This window comes from Synechococcus sp. HJ21-Hayes (assembly GCF_024345835.1).
GTDB lineage: Bacteria > Cyanobacteriota > Cyanobacteriia > PCC-6307 > Cyanobiaceae > Vulcanococcus.
Window position 1 is genome coordinate 77,901 of record NZ_JAGQBW010000009.1, and the last position, 15,037, is coordinate 92,937.

A 15,037-nucleotide genomic window follows, 5' to 3' on the forward strand; every position below is an offset into this window, starting at 1 on the left:
ACGGGCTGCCCCTGGGTCTAATGGCGGCGCGCCGAGCGGCTGCAACTGCCGGCTTGCCCTTCTGCAACCAGATGCAACTGAGGGCGCAGGCCACTGCCCCTGCCTCAACGCAGCTCGAGATCCCCCACCGCGGGCCGCCACTGCTGCAGCCGCCACTCCACCCCGCCGCTGCGCACCATCGGATCGCAGCGCACCAGCTCTTCAGCCTCGGTGTAGCTGGAAGCCTCAAGCAGCAGCAGGCCACCACCACCGGGGCGACCCTCCCCATCAACCAGGTAGCCGCTGCTGATCACCACTCCCGTACGGCGCAAGTCCTCCACCCAGCGGTGATGGGCCTCCAGGTGGGGCTTCATGGCGGCGTAGGGGCGCAGGAAGGTCTCCTGCTTCACAAACCAGGGCATCGAGCGCAGGCGTCAGCCCTGGGCCCAGCTGCCATGCAGGCCATGGGGCACCGCCAGGGGCAGCTCCAGCACGGCCACCTCCAGCATCGAAGCGGCATCGAGGATCACCAGATCGCTGGCACAGCGGGCGCCGTTCCACACCAGGCAGAGCACCCAGCCGTCATCTTCCGCGCTGGCGCCGGGGCGGGGCACCATCACGGGTTCACTCACGAAGCCGCGAGGCGCCGCACTCCACAGCTTGCGCTCCCCGCTCTGCAGATCCAGCTTCTTGAGGGCCTGGAGCGGGTCGTTCCCGGTTTCACGCTCCGCCACTGCCATCCAGGCAAACCGGCAGGGCAGGCCTTCGCGCTCCGGGCTCACCATCGCGAACTCACAGCAGCGTTCACTCAGGCGCGTGGTGCTCACCGAACCATCGCCCAGGTGAATGCGGCACTGCTCCAGTAGACCCTCGGGCAACAACTCGAAATCGATCGATCGGAAGTCGTCGTCGGGCCCGATCGAGGGGAAATCGCTGTAGTAGATGCTCTCCACCGCCACCGTGTCGCCCTCCTCCCAGGCGTTGAGGTGGTGGAACACGAAGCCATCGGGGGCGTCAATGATGCGCGGCGCCTGACCGGCGAAGACCCCGCTGTCGCGCGGGATCAGCCAGAACTTGGCCTGCCCCCCCGGTTTGGACTGCAGGCACTGGGCCGCCCCCTTGCGACCGAGTACGTAGGGGAGCGGGTTGAAGGCGATGGCGTTCTGAAGGAACACCGCCCAGTTGGGAGTGATCGCAAAGTCGTGCAGGAAGGCAAAACCGTTGAAGCCGTCGCGGCGCTCGCTGAGCAGCTGGCCGGCCTTCACGCCGGTGCTCGGGTCGTCCTCCACGGCGAACTCCATCAGCCGGATCGTGCTGCGCGGGCCCGTCTTGACGCCGAAGGTCACCATGCGCGGAGCGCCGTGGTGGCCGGGATCGAACCGGGGGTGGGCGCTGAAGGCCTCGCCGGGCTTAAGCACCCCATCCAGCAACGAGAGGCCGCGGGTCTCGAGCGTGTCGGGATCGAGGGCGTAGGGCTCGGCCGCCTCCCACAGGGCAAGCAGTTGATCGCCGAGGCGCACCACATGGGTGTTGGCGATGTTCTTGAGGCGCAGGTCAAACGCGTTGGCCACGGCGCCGCCGGGCTTCTGGCTGCCGAACACACCGCGGTAGAGCACCTTGTCGGCCTGCTCCTCGGCAAGCCACCCCTCTGTACGCACAAAGCGGTTGCGCAGCTCGGCCTTACCACCCGCAAAGCGCAGGGCGGTGATCATGCCGTCGCCATCAAAGGGGTGATGCACCCACTGGCCGCCACGCTCCAGCCGCCCAGGGCCATTGCGATACAGGGTGCCCACCAGCTCCTGGGGAATCTCCCCACGGGCCGCCGTGAGCTCCACCCCATCGAGCTCCACCCCCACATTGCGGAAGGCGGTGGCCCAGTCGGCGCGGTCGTAGGCCGGTGCGGCGGACGCCTGGCTGGGGGCAGCGGTCATGGCAAGAACAACAACGAGCAGAGTTCCATCATCTAGTAACGGAGTATTAAGCGCGGAGAGGGATCACCGGCAGTCCGTGCACGCGCTGGAACAAAGCGCGATAGCCATCACCCGCTAACCAAGCCACTGCATTAATCCACGGCGGCAAGCCAGCAGATCCGCAAGGCGCCAGGAACCACGTAAAGCCGCATACCGCGAGAGTCCAACACGAAAAGCCTCGAACAAAGACGCTTCCCACATCAGACTGATCTCAGCGCTCTTCCGTCGCCTTGGCAAAAGGCGACTACATGACCACGGCCGTACAGCACAAGGCTGCAAGTCAATTCCGCTACTTACGGCCTGCTTGACGGCCTACTAGCTTCACATTGAAAACCTACGCAGGGCCATCCGTACCGAAGGATTGAAAGCTCCGTGAAAGCACGTCAGATTCGTAGAGCTGTTACAGCCAAGCTGCTGCACTCCTGCAGCTTCACGCTCAGTGAACCATCTGAACGACTGTCCCCCAACGGCCGAAAAGTCCTCAGCTCCCCGCCCGCTCCAGCACCCCTTTGCTGCTGGGCACGGCACCCGCCCGGCGGGGATCGATCTCGGTGGCCTGGCGTAGCGCCCGCGCAAATGCCTTGAAGCAGGCCTCCACAATGTGATGCGAATTCACCCCATCCAGCTGGCGGATGTGCAGGGTGAGGCCGGCATTGTTCGCCACCGCCACGAAGAACTCCTTCACCAGCTCCGTGTCGTAGCTGCCGATCTTCTGGGCTGGGATCTGCAGGCCATAGCTCAGATGGGGCCGGCCACTGCAATCGAGCGCCACCTGCACCAGGGCCTCATCCAGGGGTGCCAGGAAGTGGCCAAAGCGATGGATGCCGCGCCGATCGCCCAGGGCCTGGGCCAAGGCCTGCCCCACGGCAATGCCCACGTCTTCATTGGTGTGGTGATCGTCGATGTGGGTATCCCCCGTGGCCTGGATCTCCAGATCAATCAAGCCGTGGCTGCTGATCTGGTGGAGCATGTGATCCAGGAACGGCACGCCAGTGCTCACCACGCAGCTACCGCTGCCATCGAGCCCGAGGGTCACGTGAACATCGGTTTCGCCGGTAACGCGGTGGATCGTGCCGGTGCGCATGGGATCTGAGGGGCCGGACGCCGCCGGATCGGGATTTCCCCGATCATGCCGAAGCCCGCAGCCCACTGCCTCAGGTCCACACCGTGGCGGAGGCGGGCTGGGGCGGCTGGGCCAGGGGATGGGAGGGTCCGAGGAGGTCACGGCTGATGGCCGCAGCGATGTGGTGTTGCGGCAGGCCCAGCAGGGGATCGCCGAGCGGTTGATCCAGATAGGCCGCCAGCCGGTCCGCGGTGATGTAGCCAGCCATCAGTGCAAAGGCCACGGCGTTGCCCGCGGTGGGCGTGATCGGAGCCGCCTCCAGCCGCAGAAACATCAGCCAGGCGAACAGCCACACCACCAGGCGGCTGAACAGGGCCATCGCCGCCGGGAAGGGCTGGGCCCGGATGCGCTCCAACCCACCGATGGCATTGCCGGTATCGCGCAGCCGCTCGCTGAGCACCCCGCGCCCCGTGGGCTCCAGCTGGCCATCGCCATAGGCCACGGCAACCGCACGGGCCTGGGCATCGAGCAGCACCTGGCTGCCGACCTCCCCCGGGAAACGCTGGCGCAACTGCTCCAGCTGCCACGCCAGCCCCGGCGGGTCGGGCGCTGAGGGCCGCAGCTCGGCCACCAGGCTCCACACCAGCAGCACCTGCCGCTCCAGCAGCGGCTGCAGGGGCTCAACGGCCAAGGCCAGCAGCGCCGTTTTCCAGGCCCGGCCGGCATTGCGCAGCTGGCCCCAGAGGGTGCGGGCCTCCCACCAGCGGGCATAGGCCTGGCTGAAGCGAAAGCCAATCAGCACCGACGCCGCGATGCCCAACAGCGGCAGCACCAGATCGGGGGTGAGCCTGCGGCTGAGGGCTGGGCCCAGGGGCACCGAGAGTGCGGCGATCAGCAGGGCCAGCGCCAGATCAAGCCAAAGCCGGCGCAACAGGGCCGCCAGCAGCCGCAGCACCCCCCGTCGACCCTCCGCGCGCAGCATCCGATCACATACCGGTGATGCAGTAGCCCGCGTCCACATAGATCACCTGGCCAGTGATGCCGGAGGCCAGCGGGCTGGCCAGGAAGGCGGCGGTGCTGCCCACCTCTTCTTGGGTCACCGTGCGCTGCAGGGGGGCCTTGGCCTCCACGTTGTGGATCATGTCGAGAATGCCGCCGATGGCCGAGCTGGCCAGGGTGCGGATCGGGCCGGCACTGATGGCGTTCACCCGCACCTGCTTCTCAGGGCCCAGCTCGGCGGCCAGATAGCGCACCGAGGCCTCCAGGGCCGCCTTGGCCACGCCCATCACGTTGTAGTTGGGGATGGCCCGCTCGGCCCCCAGGTAGCTGAGGGTGATCACGCTGGCGCCCTCGTTGAACAGGGGCTTGGCGTAGCGGCACAGGGGTGCCAGCGAATAGGCGCTCACCTCCAGGGCCCGGCCGAAACCCTCGGGACTGATGGCGGAGTAGTCGCCGATCAGTTCGTCCTTGCCGGCAAAGGCCAGGCAGTGCACCAGCACATCGATGGAGCCCCACTGCTCCTTCACCCGGTTGAACACGGCCTCGATCTGGGCCGGATCCTGCACATTCAGGGGCTCGAACAGGGTGGGGGCCAAGGGAGCGGTGAGCTCGCGCACCTTGCCCTCGAAGCGACCCTTCTCATCCGGCAGGTAGGTGACGCCCAGCTCGGCGCCGGCGGCATGCAGCTGCTGGGCAATGCCCCAGGCGATCGACTTGTTATTGGCGATCCCCGTGACGAGGGCCTTCTTGCCGCGCAGATCGAGAAGCATGGGTTCGAGGAGCCGGAGGCGAGCGGTTGCAGTCCGGCGATTCTCCCCCAACCCAGGCCAGCCGCCAGGATGCGCTCCGCCATCGCCAGGAGCGCCTGCAGCCCATGGGCCCCATCCCGAGCGTTCCGGCCCATCCCGATGGCCAAGACCTGCCGCGCCAGTTCGCCAGCCGCGAGGCCCTGCAAGCCGCCCTCCAGAGCCTGTTCCCGCAGGCCCCAGGCCCGCTCAGCCCCATCGCCGGCGGCCGCCGTGCGGCGCTGGAGCGGCTGGCCGCCATCGAGCCCCACCGCTACGGCCAAACCCGCAACGCCCTGGCAGGGGCCGTGACCCGGCTCTCCCCCTACATCCGCCACGGGGTACTCCCCCTGGCCGAGGTGCGCGATGCCGTGTTCGCCTGGCTCGAAGCCAGCGGCGCCCCCCGCCAGCAGGGCGAGAAACTGATCCAGGAGCTGGCCTGGCGCGACTACTGGCAGCGGCTCTGGCAGCAGCTGGGCGACGGCATCTGGCACAACCGTGAGCCGCTCAAAACCGGCCACGCCCCTGAGAGCTACGCCAGCGCCCTCCCCGAGGACATCCGCCACGGCCAGACAGGCCTGGCCTGCATGGACGCCTTCAGCAACGAGCTCAGCAACACCGGTTGGCTGCACAACCACGCGCGCATGTGGCTGGCCAGCTACGTGGTGCACTGGCGCCGGGTGCAGTGGCAGGCCGGCGCCCGCTGGTTCCTGCAGCACCTGCTCGATGGCGACCCCGCCAGCAACAACCTCAGCTGGCAATGGGTGGCCAGCTGCTTCAGCAGCAAGCCCTACATCTTCAACCGCGCCAACCTGGAGCGCTTCAGCGGCGGGGTGCACTGCCAGGCCTGTGGGGCCGCCACCGCCGGCCGCTGCCCCTTCGATGCCAGCTACGAGGCCCTGGCCAGCCAGTTGTTCGGCGAGGAGCTCGAACCAGCGCCCCACATCCCCGCCAGGCCGGATACGCCGCTGCCCGGGGAGCTGCCCGCCCCCAGCCCAGCCCTGCAGGCACCGGTGGTGTGGGTGCATGGCGAAGCCCTGGGCCCCGCCAACCCTGCGCTGCTAGCCCATCCGGATCGGCCGGCGCTGTTCGTGTTCGACGACGCTCTGATCAACGGCTCCGAGGAATCCCAGGGTCTCAGCCTCAAACGGCTGGGGTTTCTCTACGAGTGCCTGCTGGAGCTGCCGCTCACCCTGCGCCGCGGCGATGTGGCCGCCCAGGTGCTGACCTTTGCCAAGCAGCACGGGGCCGATGGCGTGGTGACCAGCGCTGCAGTGGATCCCCGCTTCGCCGCCATCTGCGCCCAGATCGCCACCGAGCTACCGGTGCAGGTGGTGGTCACCACCCCGTTCGTGCCGCTGGAGGCCCCGGTAGATCTGAGGCGCTTCAGCCGCTACTGGCGCCGCGCCGAACGGGCGGTTTGGGGCCTGCTCCGGCCCCAGAACCCCTAAGCCACCAGCCCCCTCAGCGGCCCAGCCTGCGGGCGAGGGCCTGGGCCAGCACCTGGTTGGCCGCCGCGGAGGGGTGTCCATCACCCGGAGTGGCCCATGCGCCCCTGCGGCAGCGGGCAAGGTCGAGCACGGCTCCGGTGTCCAGCACGGCAACCCCCAGGCGACGCAACCGATCACCAACGGCCTGGGCAGATCCTGGCCCGGTGGGGCGCTCACAGCTGTAGCGGCCGGAGCCATCGGGCACCTTGGCGGGGCTGAGGGTCTCGTTCAGCACCAGGAACCGGGCACCGCGGGCCTCGGCCTGCCGCTTCATGCCCAGCACTAGGGCCAGCTGGCGGGCATGATCTCGCGGTTCATTGATTGCCCGGTCCAGGCTGGCCGCTAGGTCGCGGTGAACGGCTCCCGCGACTGGCTGAGGGTCTCAAGCACGTTGTTGGTGGCGCTCAGCCAACCCCAGCGGCGCCGGCAACGACTGAAGGGCCCCTGGGCCTCCAGCGAGCCGTCGGCACGCCGCTGGTAGCAAGGGCCATCGCGATCCCAGGCATAGCGACCACTGGCCCGGGCCGCATGGTCGCCGATCATGCGGTAGATCACCAGATCCAGCCGATTGCCCACGCGCTGGGTCAGCAAAGCCGGCGAAGCGAGCAACGTGTAGGCCTGGTGCGAGCCGTAGCCATGCATGCCCGCATTCACAGTGCGCCATCCGGTCTGGCGGGCAAAGGCTGAGGCCAGGGTGTCGGCATTGTTCAAGCCCTCGCCGAAGGTGAAGGAACAGCCCACGAACAGAGCCAGCGGCGCAGGGCCGGTGGGCTGATGGGTGCTCACCCGATTGCCTCGGCTGTCGATCGTGTACTCCACGTCGTAGATGGGCCGGCCGGTCTGCTCTCCCACCAGCCGCGAGCGGAGAGGCCCCAAGTTGGGCTGGTAGGCATAGCCCAAGGGTTGATCGGCTCCGCTCACCCAGGCCCCTGCGGCGCGGTCAGTGCCGTAATCCGCAACGTGACGGCCCGGCTCATCAACCACCAGCGGGGCTGGCGCCACCGGTGCGGAAAGGGTCGGCGCTCGCGACGCGGGAGCAGGTGCTGGTGCTTGAGCACGGGGCCTGGCGAACCCCTGGAACCATCCGTCGCGCTGCAGGTTAACCGCAATAAAGCCGGTGCCCAAAAGCCCCAGGGTGACCCCACCCATGGCGAGCGCATCGGCCAGAAGCCGCAGCCTGCGGCGCAGCCCACCCGCGCCCCAGCAGAGCAAGGCTCCACCCAGGAGCAGCAACGGCAGCGTGAGGGCCAGATTGAGAAGCGCCGAGCACAGCACGGCAGCCAGCAACAGCAGCCAGCCCAAGGGATCCAGCCAACGGTGGGGCAGGCGGGGATTCGATGTCATGGCGACACGATCCGGGGCTTGCCGCCACCCTGGAGCAGGGCCTCCTCCTGCTGGCGCACGTCCGCGGCGGGGGGCAGCAGATCTTGCTCCTCCGTGAGCGGGAACACCTCCACCTTCACCTGCTCGGGCCGGGTGGGCGGCTCCAGCCACTGCCACTGGGCCCGCGGCGCCCTGGCCTTGCAGAGGGCCTCCAGCTCGCGCCGCAGCGCACGGCGCACATCCTGGCGGGCCACGGCCGCAAAGAATTCCTGGCGGGACGCCAAGCCGGAGCTGAAGGGAGCACTCCCATTGCCGTTGAACAACCGGGCCGGACTCGGCACCCAGCGGGGGCGGCAAACGCCAGGCTGGGTGGTGTCGGTGTCCAGCCAGAGGTGCAGGCCGTAGCCATCGGGCTCACTCACCACCGCCAGGCCATCGTGGGGTTGATGCCGCTGCAAGGGATAAATCGCCCAGCTGGCCCGACGATGGGCGGGCACGCAGGCCGCCACGAGCGCCAGCGGCAACACCAGCGCCACCAAGGCCGCAGGCTGCCACACCTGTACACAACGGGCCAAAAAGCTCAAATCAAAAACCTGCGCCGCATCCTGCCCCAGATCCCCTGCCGGACCAGCCATGGTGCTCACCCCATCCACGATGCTGCCCCTGGGCACGCCCCTACCCGCCTTTGAGCTGGAGGCGGTGCAGGGTGGGCGCTTCAACACGCGCCAGCTGGCAGCCCGCCCGGTGCTGGTGCTCGTGCTCTGCGCCCACTGCCCGTTTGTGATCCACATCGAGCCCGAGCTCAGCCGGGTCCAGCACGACTTCGGCCAGCAGGTGCAGATCCTGGCCCTCTCCAGCAACAGCACCCTCACCCATCCCCAGGACGGGCCGGAGGGCCTGCGCGACCAGGCCCGGCGCAACGGCTGGCCGTTCCCCTATCTCTGGGATGCCGATCAACGCGTGGCGCACGCCCTGCAGGCCGCCTGCACGCCAGACCTCTACCTGTTCGATGCCAGCCATCACTTGGTGTATCGGGGCCAGCTGGATGGCAGCCGCCCCGGGAACAACGTGCCCCTCGATGGCCGCGACCTGCGGGCTGCGATCCAGGCCCTGCTGGCGGGAGAGGCCATCAACCCGGTGCAACGGCCCTCGATCGGTTGCAACATCAAGTGGCACCCCAACCAGCAGGCTTAAGGTTGCCTTCATGCAGGTGCCCCCCTTCAGCCTCACCGACCAGCTTCATCACCTCGGTGAGCAGCTGGATGCAGCCGTTCTGCAAGTCCTGCGTAGCGGCCAATACATCGGCGGCAGCGTGATTGCGGACTTCGAACAGGCGTTCGCCGCGTCGGTGCAGAGTCCCCACGCCATCGGCTGTAACAGCGGCACCGATGCCCTGATCCTGGCGCTGCGGGGCCTAGGCATTGGCCCCGGCGATGAAGTGATCACCTGCTCGTTCAGTTTTTTTGCCACCGCTGAGGCCATCAGCGCCGTGGGCGCCACCCCGGTGTTTGTGGATGTGGAGGAGTGCTCCTATCTGATCAATCTCGATCAGGTGGAAGCCGCCATCACTCCAGCCACCAAGGCCCTGCTGCCGGTGCACCTCTTCGGCCGCCCGGTGGACATGGAGCGGGTGTGCGCCATCGCCCAACGCCACAACCTCAAGGTGGTGGAGGATTGCGCCCAGGCCAGCGGCGCCAGCTGGGCGGGCCGCCCCGTGGGCAGCTGGGGCGATGTGGGCTGCTTCAGTTTCTTCCCCACCAAGAACCTGGGCGGTGCCGGCGATGGCGGCGCGGTGACCTGCCACGACGCCACCCTCGCCAAGACCATGCGGGAGCTGGCCGTGCATGGCATGCCCCGCCGCTACCTGCACACCTCCCTCGGCTACAACAGCCGCCTCGATGCCATCCAGGCGGCAGTGCTGAACGTGAAGCTGCCCCACCTGGAGAGCTGGATCAGCAAGCGCCGCAACGTGGCCTCCACCTACCGCCAGGGCCTGGTGGAAGCGGCCTGCATTCATCTGCCGGAAGCTGGCCCCGATGGCCACAGCTGGAATCAATTTGTGGTGCGCGTGCCCCAGTGCGGCAGTGCGGCCGCCTGCGGCGGCAGCTGCAGCCCCTCCAGCGACAGCGCCAATTACGCCCTACCCGAGGCCTGCTGCCGCGATTGGCTCAAGCAGCAACTTCAGGACTGTGGCGTGACCACGATCATCTACTACCCGATTCCCATTCACCGCCAGCCCGCCTACGCCCAGCTCGGCTACGGCCCCGGCTCTCTGCCCATCACCGAGCGCCTGTGTGCCGAGGTGCTGAGCCTACCGATCTTCCCGGAGATCAGCAGCGAGCAGCAACAGCGGGTGATGGATGTGCTGCTGGAACTGGCCAGGTGCCAGGTGCCGGCCAACTCCAGCACCAACGCAGCCCCGGTGGCCGCCTGAGTCAGCGCTCAGGGCTTGGGTAGCGCGGCGTAGAGCGCCTTGAACCTGGCCTGCTGCAGCTTGTGGCTCACCAGCGGCGCCGGGTAGCCGCGCCGTTCCATCGGTGCAATCTCACCACTGAGCAGATCGCGCGTGTTCACGTGGCGCAGTTCCGGCAGCCAGTGGCGGATGTAGCGGCCCTGGGGATCGAACTTGCTGGCCTGGGTGGCCGGGTTGAAGATGCGCAGCGGCTTGGGATCCATGCCACTGCTGGCGCTCCACTGCCAGCCGCCATTGTTGGCGGCCAGATCACCATCCACCAGGCGCTGCATGAAGGCGGTTTCACCCCAGCGCCAATCGCAGATCAGATCTTTCACCAGGTAGGAGGCCACGATCATGCGGCAGCGGTTATGCATCCAGCCGCTCTCATTGAGCTGGCGCATGGCGGCATCGATGATCGGCATGCCCGTGAGCCCCTCACACCAGGCCTCAAACCGCGCGGAATCGTTCTCCCAGGGGAACAGCTTCCACTGGGGCCGGTAGGGGCCATCTGCCAGCTCAGGGAAATGAAACAAGGCCTGTTGGTAAAACTCGCGCCAGGCCAGTTCCTGCTCCCACACGCCAATCGAGGCCAGGGCCTCCTCGGCACCGCCGAGGGCCGTCGCCACCTCCCACGCCTGTTGGGCGGCGGCCCAGGCCTGCCGCGGGCTGAGGGTGCCGAACTTGAGCGCCGCGCTGAGCCCTGAGGTGCCGGCTTCGGCCGGGATGTTGCGCCCGGGCTCATAGCCATACAGGGGGATGGCGCCGGCGGCACCGCCATCGCAGAAGGCCTGCAGCTGCGCCAGGGCAGCCGCCTCTCCTGGCCTGCAGGGGCACCGCGCCGCACCGCTGAAGGCCTGGCCCAGCGCCGCGGCTTCCGGCAGGGCCGCCAGCAGCGGCAGCTGGGCCCAGAGGTTGCGGCCGCGCTCCGGCAACGCCTCAGGGTTGACATCCACCAGGGCCTCCGGCGCCGGCATGGGGCTCAAGCCCCCAGCCGCGGCCTTGCGGTCCACCTGGCCGCGCCAGTTGCGCAGGAAGGGCCCATACACCCGATAGGGATCGCCAGCGCCCGTTTTCAGGGCCTCCGGGGCGATTAGCAGCTGATCCCAATCCACCAGCACCTTGCGGCCTACCGCCTGCAGCGCCGCGGCCACCTGCCGATCGCGCTCGCGGCCGTAGGGCTCCACATCCCGGTTCCAGGCCACCACCTCGGCGCCGATGGCCTCGGCCAGCCGCGGCAGCAGCTGGAGCGGGTCGCCCTGGAGCACCAGCAAGCGGCTACCCGCCTGGATCCAGCGCTGCTGCAACTCCCGCAAGCTCTCCAGCAGGAACCACAGCCGCGCCGGCGCCATGGAGCTGGCCTCCAGAATCTGCGGGTCGAGCACAAACACCCCGGTCACCGCGGGGGTGGCCGCCGCGGCCGCCGCCAGGCCAAGGTTGTCGGCCAGGCGCAGGTCGCGGCGGTGCCAGAACAGCCAGCGCTGGGGAGAGCCCATGGTGATGATCCTCAGAGACCGAGCAGCTGTTTGGCACGGAACCAGGCCGTGACGCTCTTGCCATCGAGGTGCTCGTCACCGCTGGCCAGAACCGCATCCAGTTCAGCCGGTTGCATCAGCAGCACCTCCAGATCCTCGTCGTCGTCGCCAGGAGGTTGCTCACTCAGCGCCACCAGATTGCGGGCTAGGAACAGGTGGATCACCTCATCGGAGTAGCCGGGGCAGGGCAACATCGCCCCCAGCGGATCCCAACGGCTGGCGCTGTAACCGGCCTCTTCCTGCAGCTCGCGCTGCATGGTGCTGAGAGGATCTTCCCCCTCATCCAAGGTGCCGGCAGGGAACTCAAGCAACCGGGCGGCCACGGCAAAGCGGTATTGGCGGAGCACCACCACACGGCCGTCGTCGAGCAGCGGCACCGCCAGCGAGGCACCGGGGTGCTTGATCATCCCGAAGGTGCCCTCCACCCCCATGGGCAGTTCCACCCGGTTCACCTCGAAGCGCAGCTTGCGCACATCGAATGCGGCGGTGGTTGCAATGTGGCGCGCGGGCTCTGGGGCAGGCAGGGGCGCCATGGTCAGCGAATCCGATCGATGGCCCTCAGCATCGCGCGGGGATGGCGGCCAGCGCCCGTCTTGGTTGAACCTCGGTGGTGCCAGACGTCCTGGCCGGGCCAGCCTGAGAGCGTCTCTGGTTCTGGCGTGTCCGCAATGAGGATCTCCAACTGATCAGCGTGGATTCAGGCCTGGCCCTACTGCGTCTCAGGCCAGCCGGGTCGGCCGGCGAGCGCCACCACCCCTGGCGGCCCCGGGGCCTCACCGAGCGCCGCCAGGGGGGCCAGCACGAAGTTCCGCTGCTGCCAGAGGGGATGCGGCAGTTGCAACCGCGGCGTGTGGCAGCGCAGAGCACCCCACCAGAGCAGATCGAGATCGAGGCTGCGGGGTGCCCAGCGTTCGTGGCGCTCCCGTCCAAATTGCTGCTCCAGCGCCTGCAAGTGCTGCAGCAGGGCCTCTGCGGCGGCTTCTGCCCCCTTTGGGGGAATGAGGCCATCCACCAGCACAACGGCGTTCACATAGTTGGGTTGGCCAGGGGGGCCACCCACGGGTTCGGTTTCAAACAGCGGCGACCAGCGGAAACCAACCGACTCCGCCGGGAGCAGCAGGCTCTGGCTCCAACGCTGCACGCAGACCTCGACCAGCGGCCGCACGGCGATCAGGCTGGCCACCGGGCTGCCACCTGGGCCGGGCAGGTTGGCGCCGAGGGCGATGGCCAGGCTCGGCGGGGCGCTGCCGCCGGTCTGATCAGCGAGACTGGCAACCACGTGAATCGGACCCGGGCCTCTCCATGGTTGCAAGCGGATCGACGCCCAGCGCCACCGCCACCAGCAGCGATATCGCGTCCAGAGCTTTCCCCCTGGCGGCGATCACCGGCCATGGGACCCTCAAGCTTGCGCTGCTGCTCGCCGCCGTCGACCCAGGCCTGGGTGGCGTGGTGATCGCCGGCGGCCGTGGCACCGGCAAATCGGTGCTGGCGCGGGGGCTGCATGCCCTGTTGCCGCCCATCGATGTGCTCGATCTGGGCAACAGCCCCAGCACCAGCCTCAACCAGGATCCGCGCAGCCCGGAAGACTGGGACGACAGCACCCGTAGCCGCCTCACCGAGCTGGGGGCCGACCCCACCGGCAGCGATGCCAGCGCCCTGCTGCCCACCCGGGTGATCCCAGCCCCCTTCGTGCAGGTGCCCCTGGGCATCACCGAGGACCGGCTGGTGGGCTCGGTGGACGTAACTGCCTCCCTGGCCAGTGGCCAGGCCGTGTTCCAACCGGGACTGCTGGCGGAAGCCCACCGAGGTGTGCTCTATGTGGACGAGCTCAACCTGCTGGACGACAACGTCACCAACCTGCTGCTGGCGGCGGTGGGCTCCGGCGAGAACCGCGTGGAGCGGGAGGGCCTGAGCCTCAGCCACCCCTGCCGCTGCCTGCTGATCGCCACCTACAACCCCGAGGAGGGGGCCGTGCGCGATCACCTGCTGGATCGCTTCGCCATTGCCCTGAGCGCCAATCAAGTGCTCGAGCTGGATCAGCGGGTGGAGATCGCCCGCTCGGCCATGACCCAGGCGGAATCGAGCGAGCAGTTCCGCCAAACCTGGCAGGAGGACACGGATGCCCTGGCCACCCAGCTGCTGCTGGCGCGCCAGTGGCTGCCGGATGTGCAGATCGCGCGGGAGCAGATCGCCTATCTGGTGAACGAGGCCCTGCGCGGCGGCGTGGAAGGGCACCGCTCCGAGCTCTATGCCGTGCGGGTGGCCCGCGCCCATGCAGCCCTGAGCGGCCGCGACAAGGTGGACGCCGACGACCTCCAGGTAGCCGTGCGCCTGGTGATCGCCCCGCGGGCCCTGCAGTTGCCGCCGCCGGATCCCGACCAGCCCATGGAACCACCGCCGCCGCCACCGCCCCAGGGCGAGCAGCCGCCGGAGGAACCCGAGGCGCCAGACAACGAGCAGGAGCCCGACGAACCGGACGAGCAGGACGACAAGGACAAGGAGGACGACACCCCCGAAGACCAGGCGCCCCCCTCCATCCCGGAAGAGTTCCTGCTCGATCCGGAGGCCATCGCCATCGACCCCGACCTGCTGCTGTTCTCCTCCGCCAAGGCCAAGACAGGCGGCAGCGGCAGCCGCGCCGTGGTGTTCAGCGATTCCCGCGGCCGCTACGTAAAGCCGATGCTGCCCCGCGGCCCCGTGAAGCGCATCGCCGTGGATGCCACCCTGCGGGCCGCGGCGCCGTATCAGAAGTCGCGCCGAGAGCGCGAACCGCACCGCAAGGTGATCGTGGAGGACGGCGACCTGCGGGCCAAGCAACTGCAGCGCAAGGCCGGCGCCCTGGTGATCTTCCTAGTGGATGCCAGCGGCTCCATGGCCCTCAACCGCATGCAGAGCGCCAAGGGCGCCGTGATCCGGCTGCTCACGGAGGCCTACGAAAACCGCGATGAAGTCGCCCTGATTCCCTTCCGCGGCGAGCAGGCTGAGGTGCTGCTGCCCCCCACCCGCTCGATCACCGCCGCCCGCCGGCGACTGGAATCGATGCCCTGTGGTGGCGGCTCTCCCCTGGCCCACGGGCTCAGCCAGGCCGCCCGCGTGGGCGCCAATGCCCTCGCCACCGGCGACCTGGGCCAGGTGGTGGTGGTGGCCATCACCGATGGCCGCGGCAACGTGCCGCTCTCGCGCTCCCTGGGGCAACCGGAACTGGAGGGCGAGGAGCCCGTGGACCTCAAAGAAGAGGTGAAGCAGGTGGCCAGCCGCTACCGGGCCCTAGGCATCAAGCTGCTGGTGATCGATACCGAGCGCAAATTCATCGGCAGTGGCATGGGCAAGGACCTGGCCGATGCGGCCGGCGGCAAGTATGTGCAGCTGCCCAAGGCCAGTGATCAGGCCATCGCCGCGATCGCCATGGAGGCGATCAACGCGGTGTGACGCCACGGGGCC

Annotated in this window: 15 protein-coding genes; 4 read left to right on the forward strand and 11 right to left on the reverse strand. The window is 68.5% G+C overall.

The features are described from left to right. Positions 1-104: 104 nt before the first annotated feature. From KBZ14_RS08845 to fabI, 5 genes are all read right to left on the reverse strand, one after another. On the reverse strand, positions 105-401 hold the full coding sequence (locus tag KBZ14_RS08845) for a YciI family protein (protein ID WP_255117958.1): 297 nt from the start codon (positions 399-401) through the stop codon (positions 105-107). A 12-nt stretch (positions 402-413) separates the two neighbouring features. Continuing rightward, positions 414-1,910 carry a carotenoid oxygenase family protein gene (locus KBZ14_RS08850; protein WP_255117959.1) on the reverse strand — a complete coding sequence of 499 codons (1,497 nt, stop codon included), beginning with the start codon at positions 1,908-1,910 and terminating at the stop codon, positions 414-416. Between the two features lie 520 nt (positions 1,911-2,430). Beyond that, entirely contained in the window at positions 2,431-3,033 is a 603-nt protein-coding gene (gene hisB / locus KBZ14_RS08855; protein ID WP_255117960.1) for an imidazoleglycerol-phosphate dehydratase HisB, read from the reverse strand. A 70-nt stretch (positions 3,034-3,103) separates the two neighbouring features. Then, a complete protein-coding gene (locus tag KBZ14_RS08860; protein WP_255117961.1) occupies positions 3,104-3,994 on the reverse strand; it encodes a bestrophin family protein in 891 nt (296 codons plus the stop codon). Between the two features lie 4 nt (positions 3,995-3,998). Next, positions 3,999-4,781, reverse strand: a complete 783-nt coding sequence (gene fabI, locus KBZ14_RS08865) for an enoyl-ACP reductase FabI (RefSeq protein WP_255117962.1) — start codon at positions 4,779-4,781, stop codon at positions 3,999-4,001. Positions 4,782-4,885: 104 nt separating this feature from the next. Between fabI and KBZ14_RS15840 the strand changes: the two genes are divergently transcribed. Further along, on the forward strand, positions 4,886-6,247 hold the full coding sequence (locus KBZ14_RS15840) for an FAD-binding domain-containing protein (protein ID WP_315856137.1): 1,362 nt from the start codon (positions 4,886-4,888) through the stop codon (positions 6,245-6,247). A gap of 13 nt (positions 6,248-6,260) precedes the next feature. On the opposite strand, the gene KBZ14_RS08880 is transcribed toward KBZ14_RS15840, so the two are convergent. The 3 genes from KBZ14_RS08880 to KBZ14_RS08890 all read right to left on the reverse strand — a co-directional run bounded on the left by KBZ14_RS08880 (position 6,261) and on the right by KBZ14_RS08890 (position 8,244). Beyond that, the gene (locus KBZ14_RS08880; protein ID WP_255117963.1) at positions 6,261-6,560 is read right to left on the reverse strand and encodes an alginate O-acetyltransferase AlgX-related protein; all 300 of its coding nucleotides are present in this window, start codon (positions 6,558-6,560) and stop codon (positions 6,261-6,263) included. A 68-nt stretch (positions 6,561-6,628) separates the two neighbouring features. Continuing rightward, on the reverse strand, positions 6,629-7,630 hold the full coding sequence (locus KBZ14_RS08885) for a hypothetical protein (protein ID WP_255117964.1): 1,002 nt from the start codon (positions 7,628-7,630) through the stop codon (positions 6,629-6,631). Next, positions 7,627-8,244, reverse strand: coding sequence for a hypothetical protein (locus tag KBZ14_RS08890; RefSeq protein WP_255117965.1), 618 nt, complete (start codon positions 8,242-8,244; stop codon positions 7,627-7,629). Before KBZ14_RS08890 ends, KBZ14_RS08885 begins: the two co-directional genes overlap by 4 nt. Between KBZ14_RS08890 and KBZ14_RS08895 the strand changes: the two genes are divergently transcribed. Both KBZ14_RS08895 and KBZ14_RS08900 read left to right on the forward strand, forming a co-directional pair. Further along, positions 8,243-8,803 carry a thioredoxin family protein gene (locus KBZ14_RS08895; RefSeq protein ID WP_255117966.1) on the forward strand — a complete coding sequence of 187 codons (561 nt, stop codon included), beginning with the start codon at positions 8,243-8,245 and terminating at the stop codon, positions 8,801-8,803. The genes KBZ14_RS08890 and KBZ14_RS08895 overlap by 2 nt on opposite strands. A 10-nt stretch (positions 8,804-8,813) precedes the next feature. Continuing rightward, positions 8,814-10,043 carry a DegT/DnrJ/EryC1/StrS family aminotransferase gene (locus KBZ14_RS08900; RefSeq protein ID WP_255117967.1) on the forward strand — a complete coding sequence of 410 codons (1,230 nt, stop codon included), beginning with the start codon at positions 8,814-8,816 and terminating at the stop codon, positions 10,041-10,043. 8 nt (positions 10,044-10,051) lie between these two features. Here the strand turns inward: KBZ14_RS08900 and KBZ14_RS08905 are convergent, their stop codons facing one another. The 3 genes from KBZ14_RS08905 to folK all read right to left on the reverse strand — a co-directional run bounded on the left by KBZ14_RS08905 (position 10,052) and on the right by folK (position 12,875). Then, complete coding sequence (locus tag KBZ14_RS08905) at positions 10,052-11,557, reverse strand: FAD-binding domain-containing protein (protein ID WP_255117968.1); 1,506 nt, start codon at positions 11,555-11,557, stop codon at positions 10,052-10,054. Between the two features lie 11 nt (positions 11,558-11,568). Beyond that, complete coding sequence (locus KBZ14_RS08910) at positions 11,569-12,129, reverse strand: NUDIX domain-containing protein (protein WP_255117969.1); 561 nt, start codon at positions 12,127-12,129, stop codon at positions 11,569-11,571. A gap of 176 nt (positions 12,130-12,305) precedes the next feature. Beyond that, positions 12,306-12,875, reverse strand: coding sequence for a 2-amino-4-hydroxy-6-hydroxymethyldihydropteridine diphosphokinase (gene folK, locus KBZ14_RS08915; protein ID WP_255117970.1), 570 nt, complete (start codon positions 12,873-12,875; stop codon positions 12,306-12,308). A 23-nt stretch (positions 12,876-12,898) separates the two neighbouring features. Between folK and bchD the strand changes: the two genes are divergently transcribed. Beyond that, on the forward strand, positions 12,899-15,025 hold the full coding sequence (bchD, locus tag KBZ14_RS08920) for a magnesium chelatase ATPase subunit D (protein WP_255117971.1): 2,127 nt from the start codon (positions 12,899-12,901) through the stop codon (positions 15,023-15,025). The last annotated feature ends 12 nt before the right edge of the window (positions 15,026-15,037 follow it).

Excerpts from the sequence above, each read along its gene's own strand:
- KBZ14_RS08845 (WP_255117958.1), bottom strand. The coding sequence starts at position 401 with ATGCCCTGGTTTGTGAAGCAGGAGACCTTCCTGCGCCCCTACGCCGCC.
- KBZ14_RS08850 (WP_255117959.1), bottom strand. The coding sequence starts at position 1,910 with ATGACCGCTGCCCCCAGCCAGGCGTCCGCCGCACCGGCCTACGACCGC.
- hisB (WP_255117960.1), bottom strand. The coding sequence starts at position 3,033 with ATGCGCACCGGCACGATCCACCGCGTTACCGGCGAAACCGATGTTCAC.
- KBZ14_RS08860 (WP_255117961.1), bottom strand. The coding sequence starts at position 3,994 with ATGCTGCGCGCGGAGGGTCGACGGGGGGTGCTGCGGCTGCTGGCGGCC.
- fabI (WP_255117962.1), bottom strand. The coding sequence starts at position 4,781 with ATGCTTCTCGATCTGCGCGGCAAGAAGGCCCTCGTCACGGGGATCGCC.
- KBZ14_RS15840 (WP_315856137.1), top strand. The coding sequence starts at position 4,886 with ATGGGCCCCATCCCGAGCGTTCCGGCCCATCCCGATGGCCAAGACCTG.
- KBZ14_RS08880 (WP_255117963.1), bottom strand. The coding sequence starts at position 6,560 with ATGAAGCGGCAGGCCGAGGCCCGCGGTGCCCGGTTCCTGGTGCTGAAC.
- KBZ14_RS08885 (WP_255117964.1), bottom strand. The coding sequence starts at position 7,630 with ATGACATCGAATCCCCGCCTGCCCCACCGTTGGCTGGATCCCTTGGGC.
- KBZ14_RS08895 (WP_255117966.1), top strand. The coding sequence starts at position 8,243 with ATGGTGCTCACCCCATCCACGATGCTGCCCCTGGGCACGCCCCTACCC.
- KBZ14_RS08890 (WP_255117965.1), bottom strand. The coding sequence starts at position 8,244 with ATGGCTGGTCCGGCAGGGGATCTGGGGCAGGATGCGGCGCAGGTTTTT.
- KBZ14_RS08900 (WP_255117967.1), top strand. The coding sequence starts at position 8,814 with ATGCAGGTGCCCCCCTTCAGCCTCACCGACCAGCTTCATCACCTCGGT.
- KBZ14_RS08905 (WP_255117968.1), bottom strand. The coding sequence starts at position 11,557 with ATGGGCTCTCCCCAGCGCTGGCTGTTCTGGCACCGCCGCGACCTGCGC.
- KBZ14_RS08910 (WP_255117969.1), bottom strand. The coding sequence starts at position 12,129 with ATGGCGCCCCTGCCTGCCCCAGAGCCCGCGCGCCACATTGCAACCACC.
- bchD (WP_255117971.1), top strand. The coding sequence starts at position 12,899 with ATGGTTGCAAGCGGATCGACGCCCAGCGCCACCGCCACCAGCAGCGAT.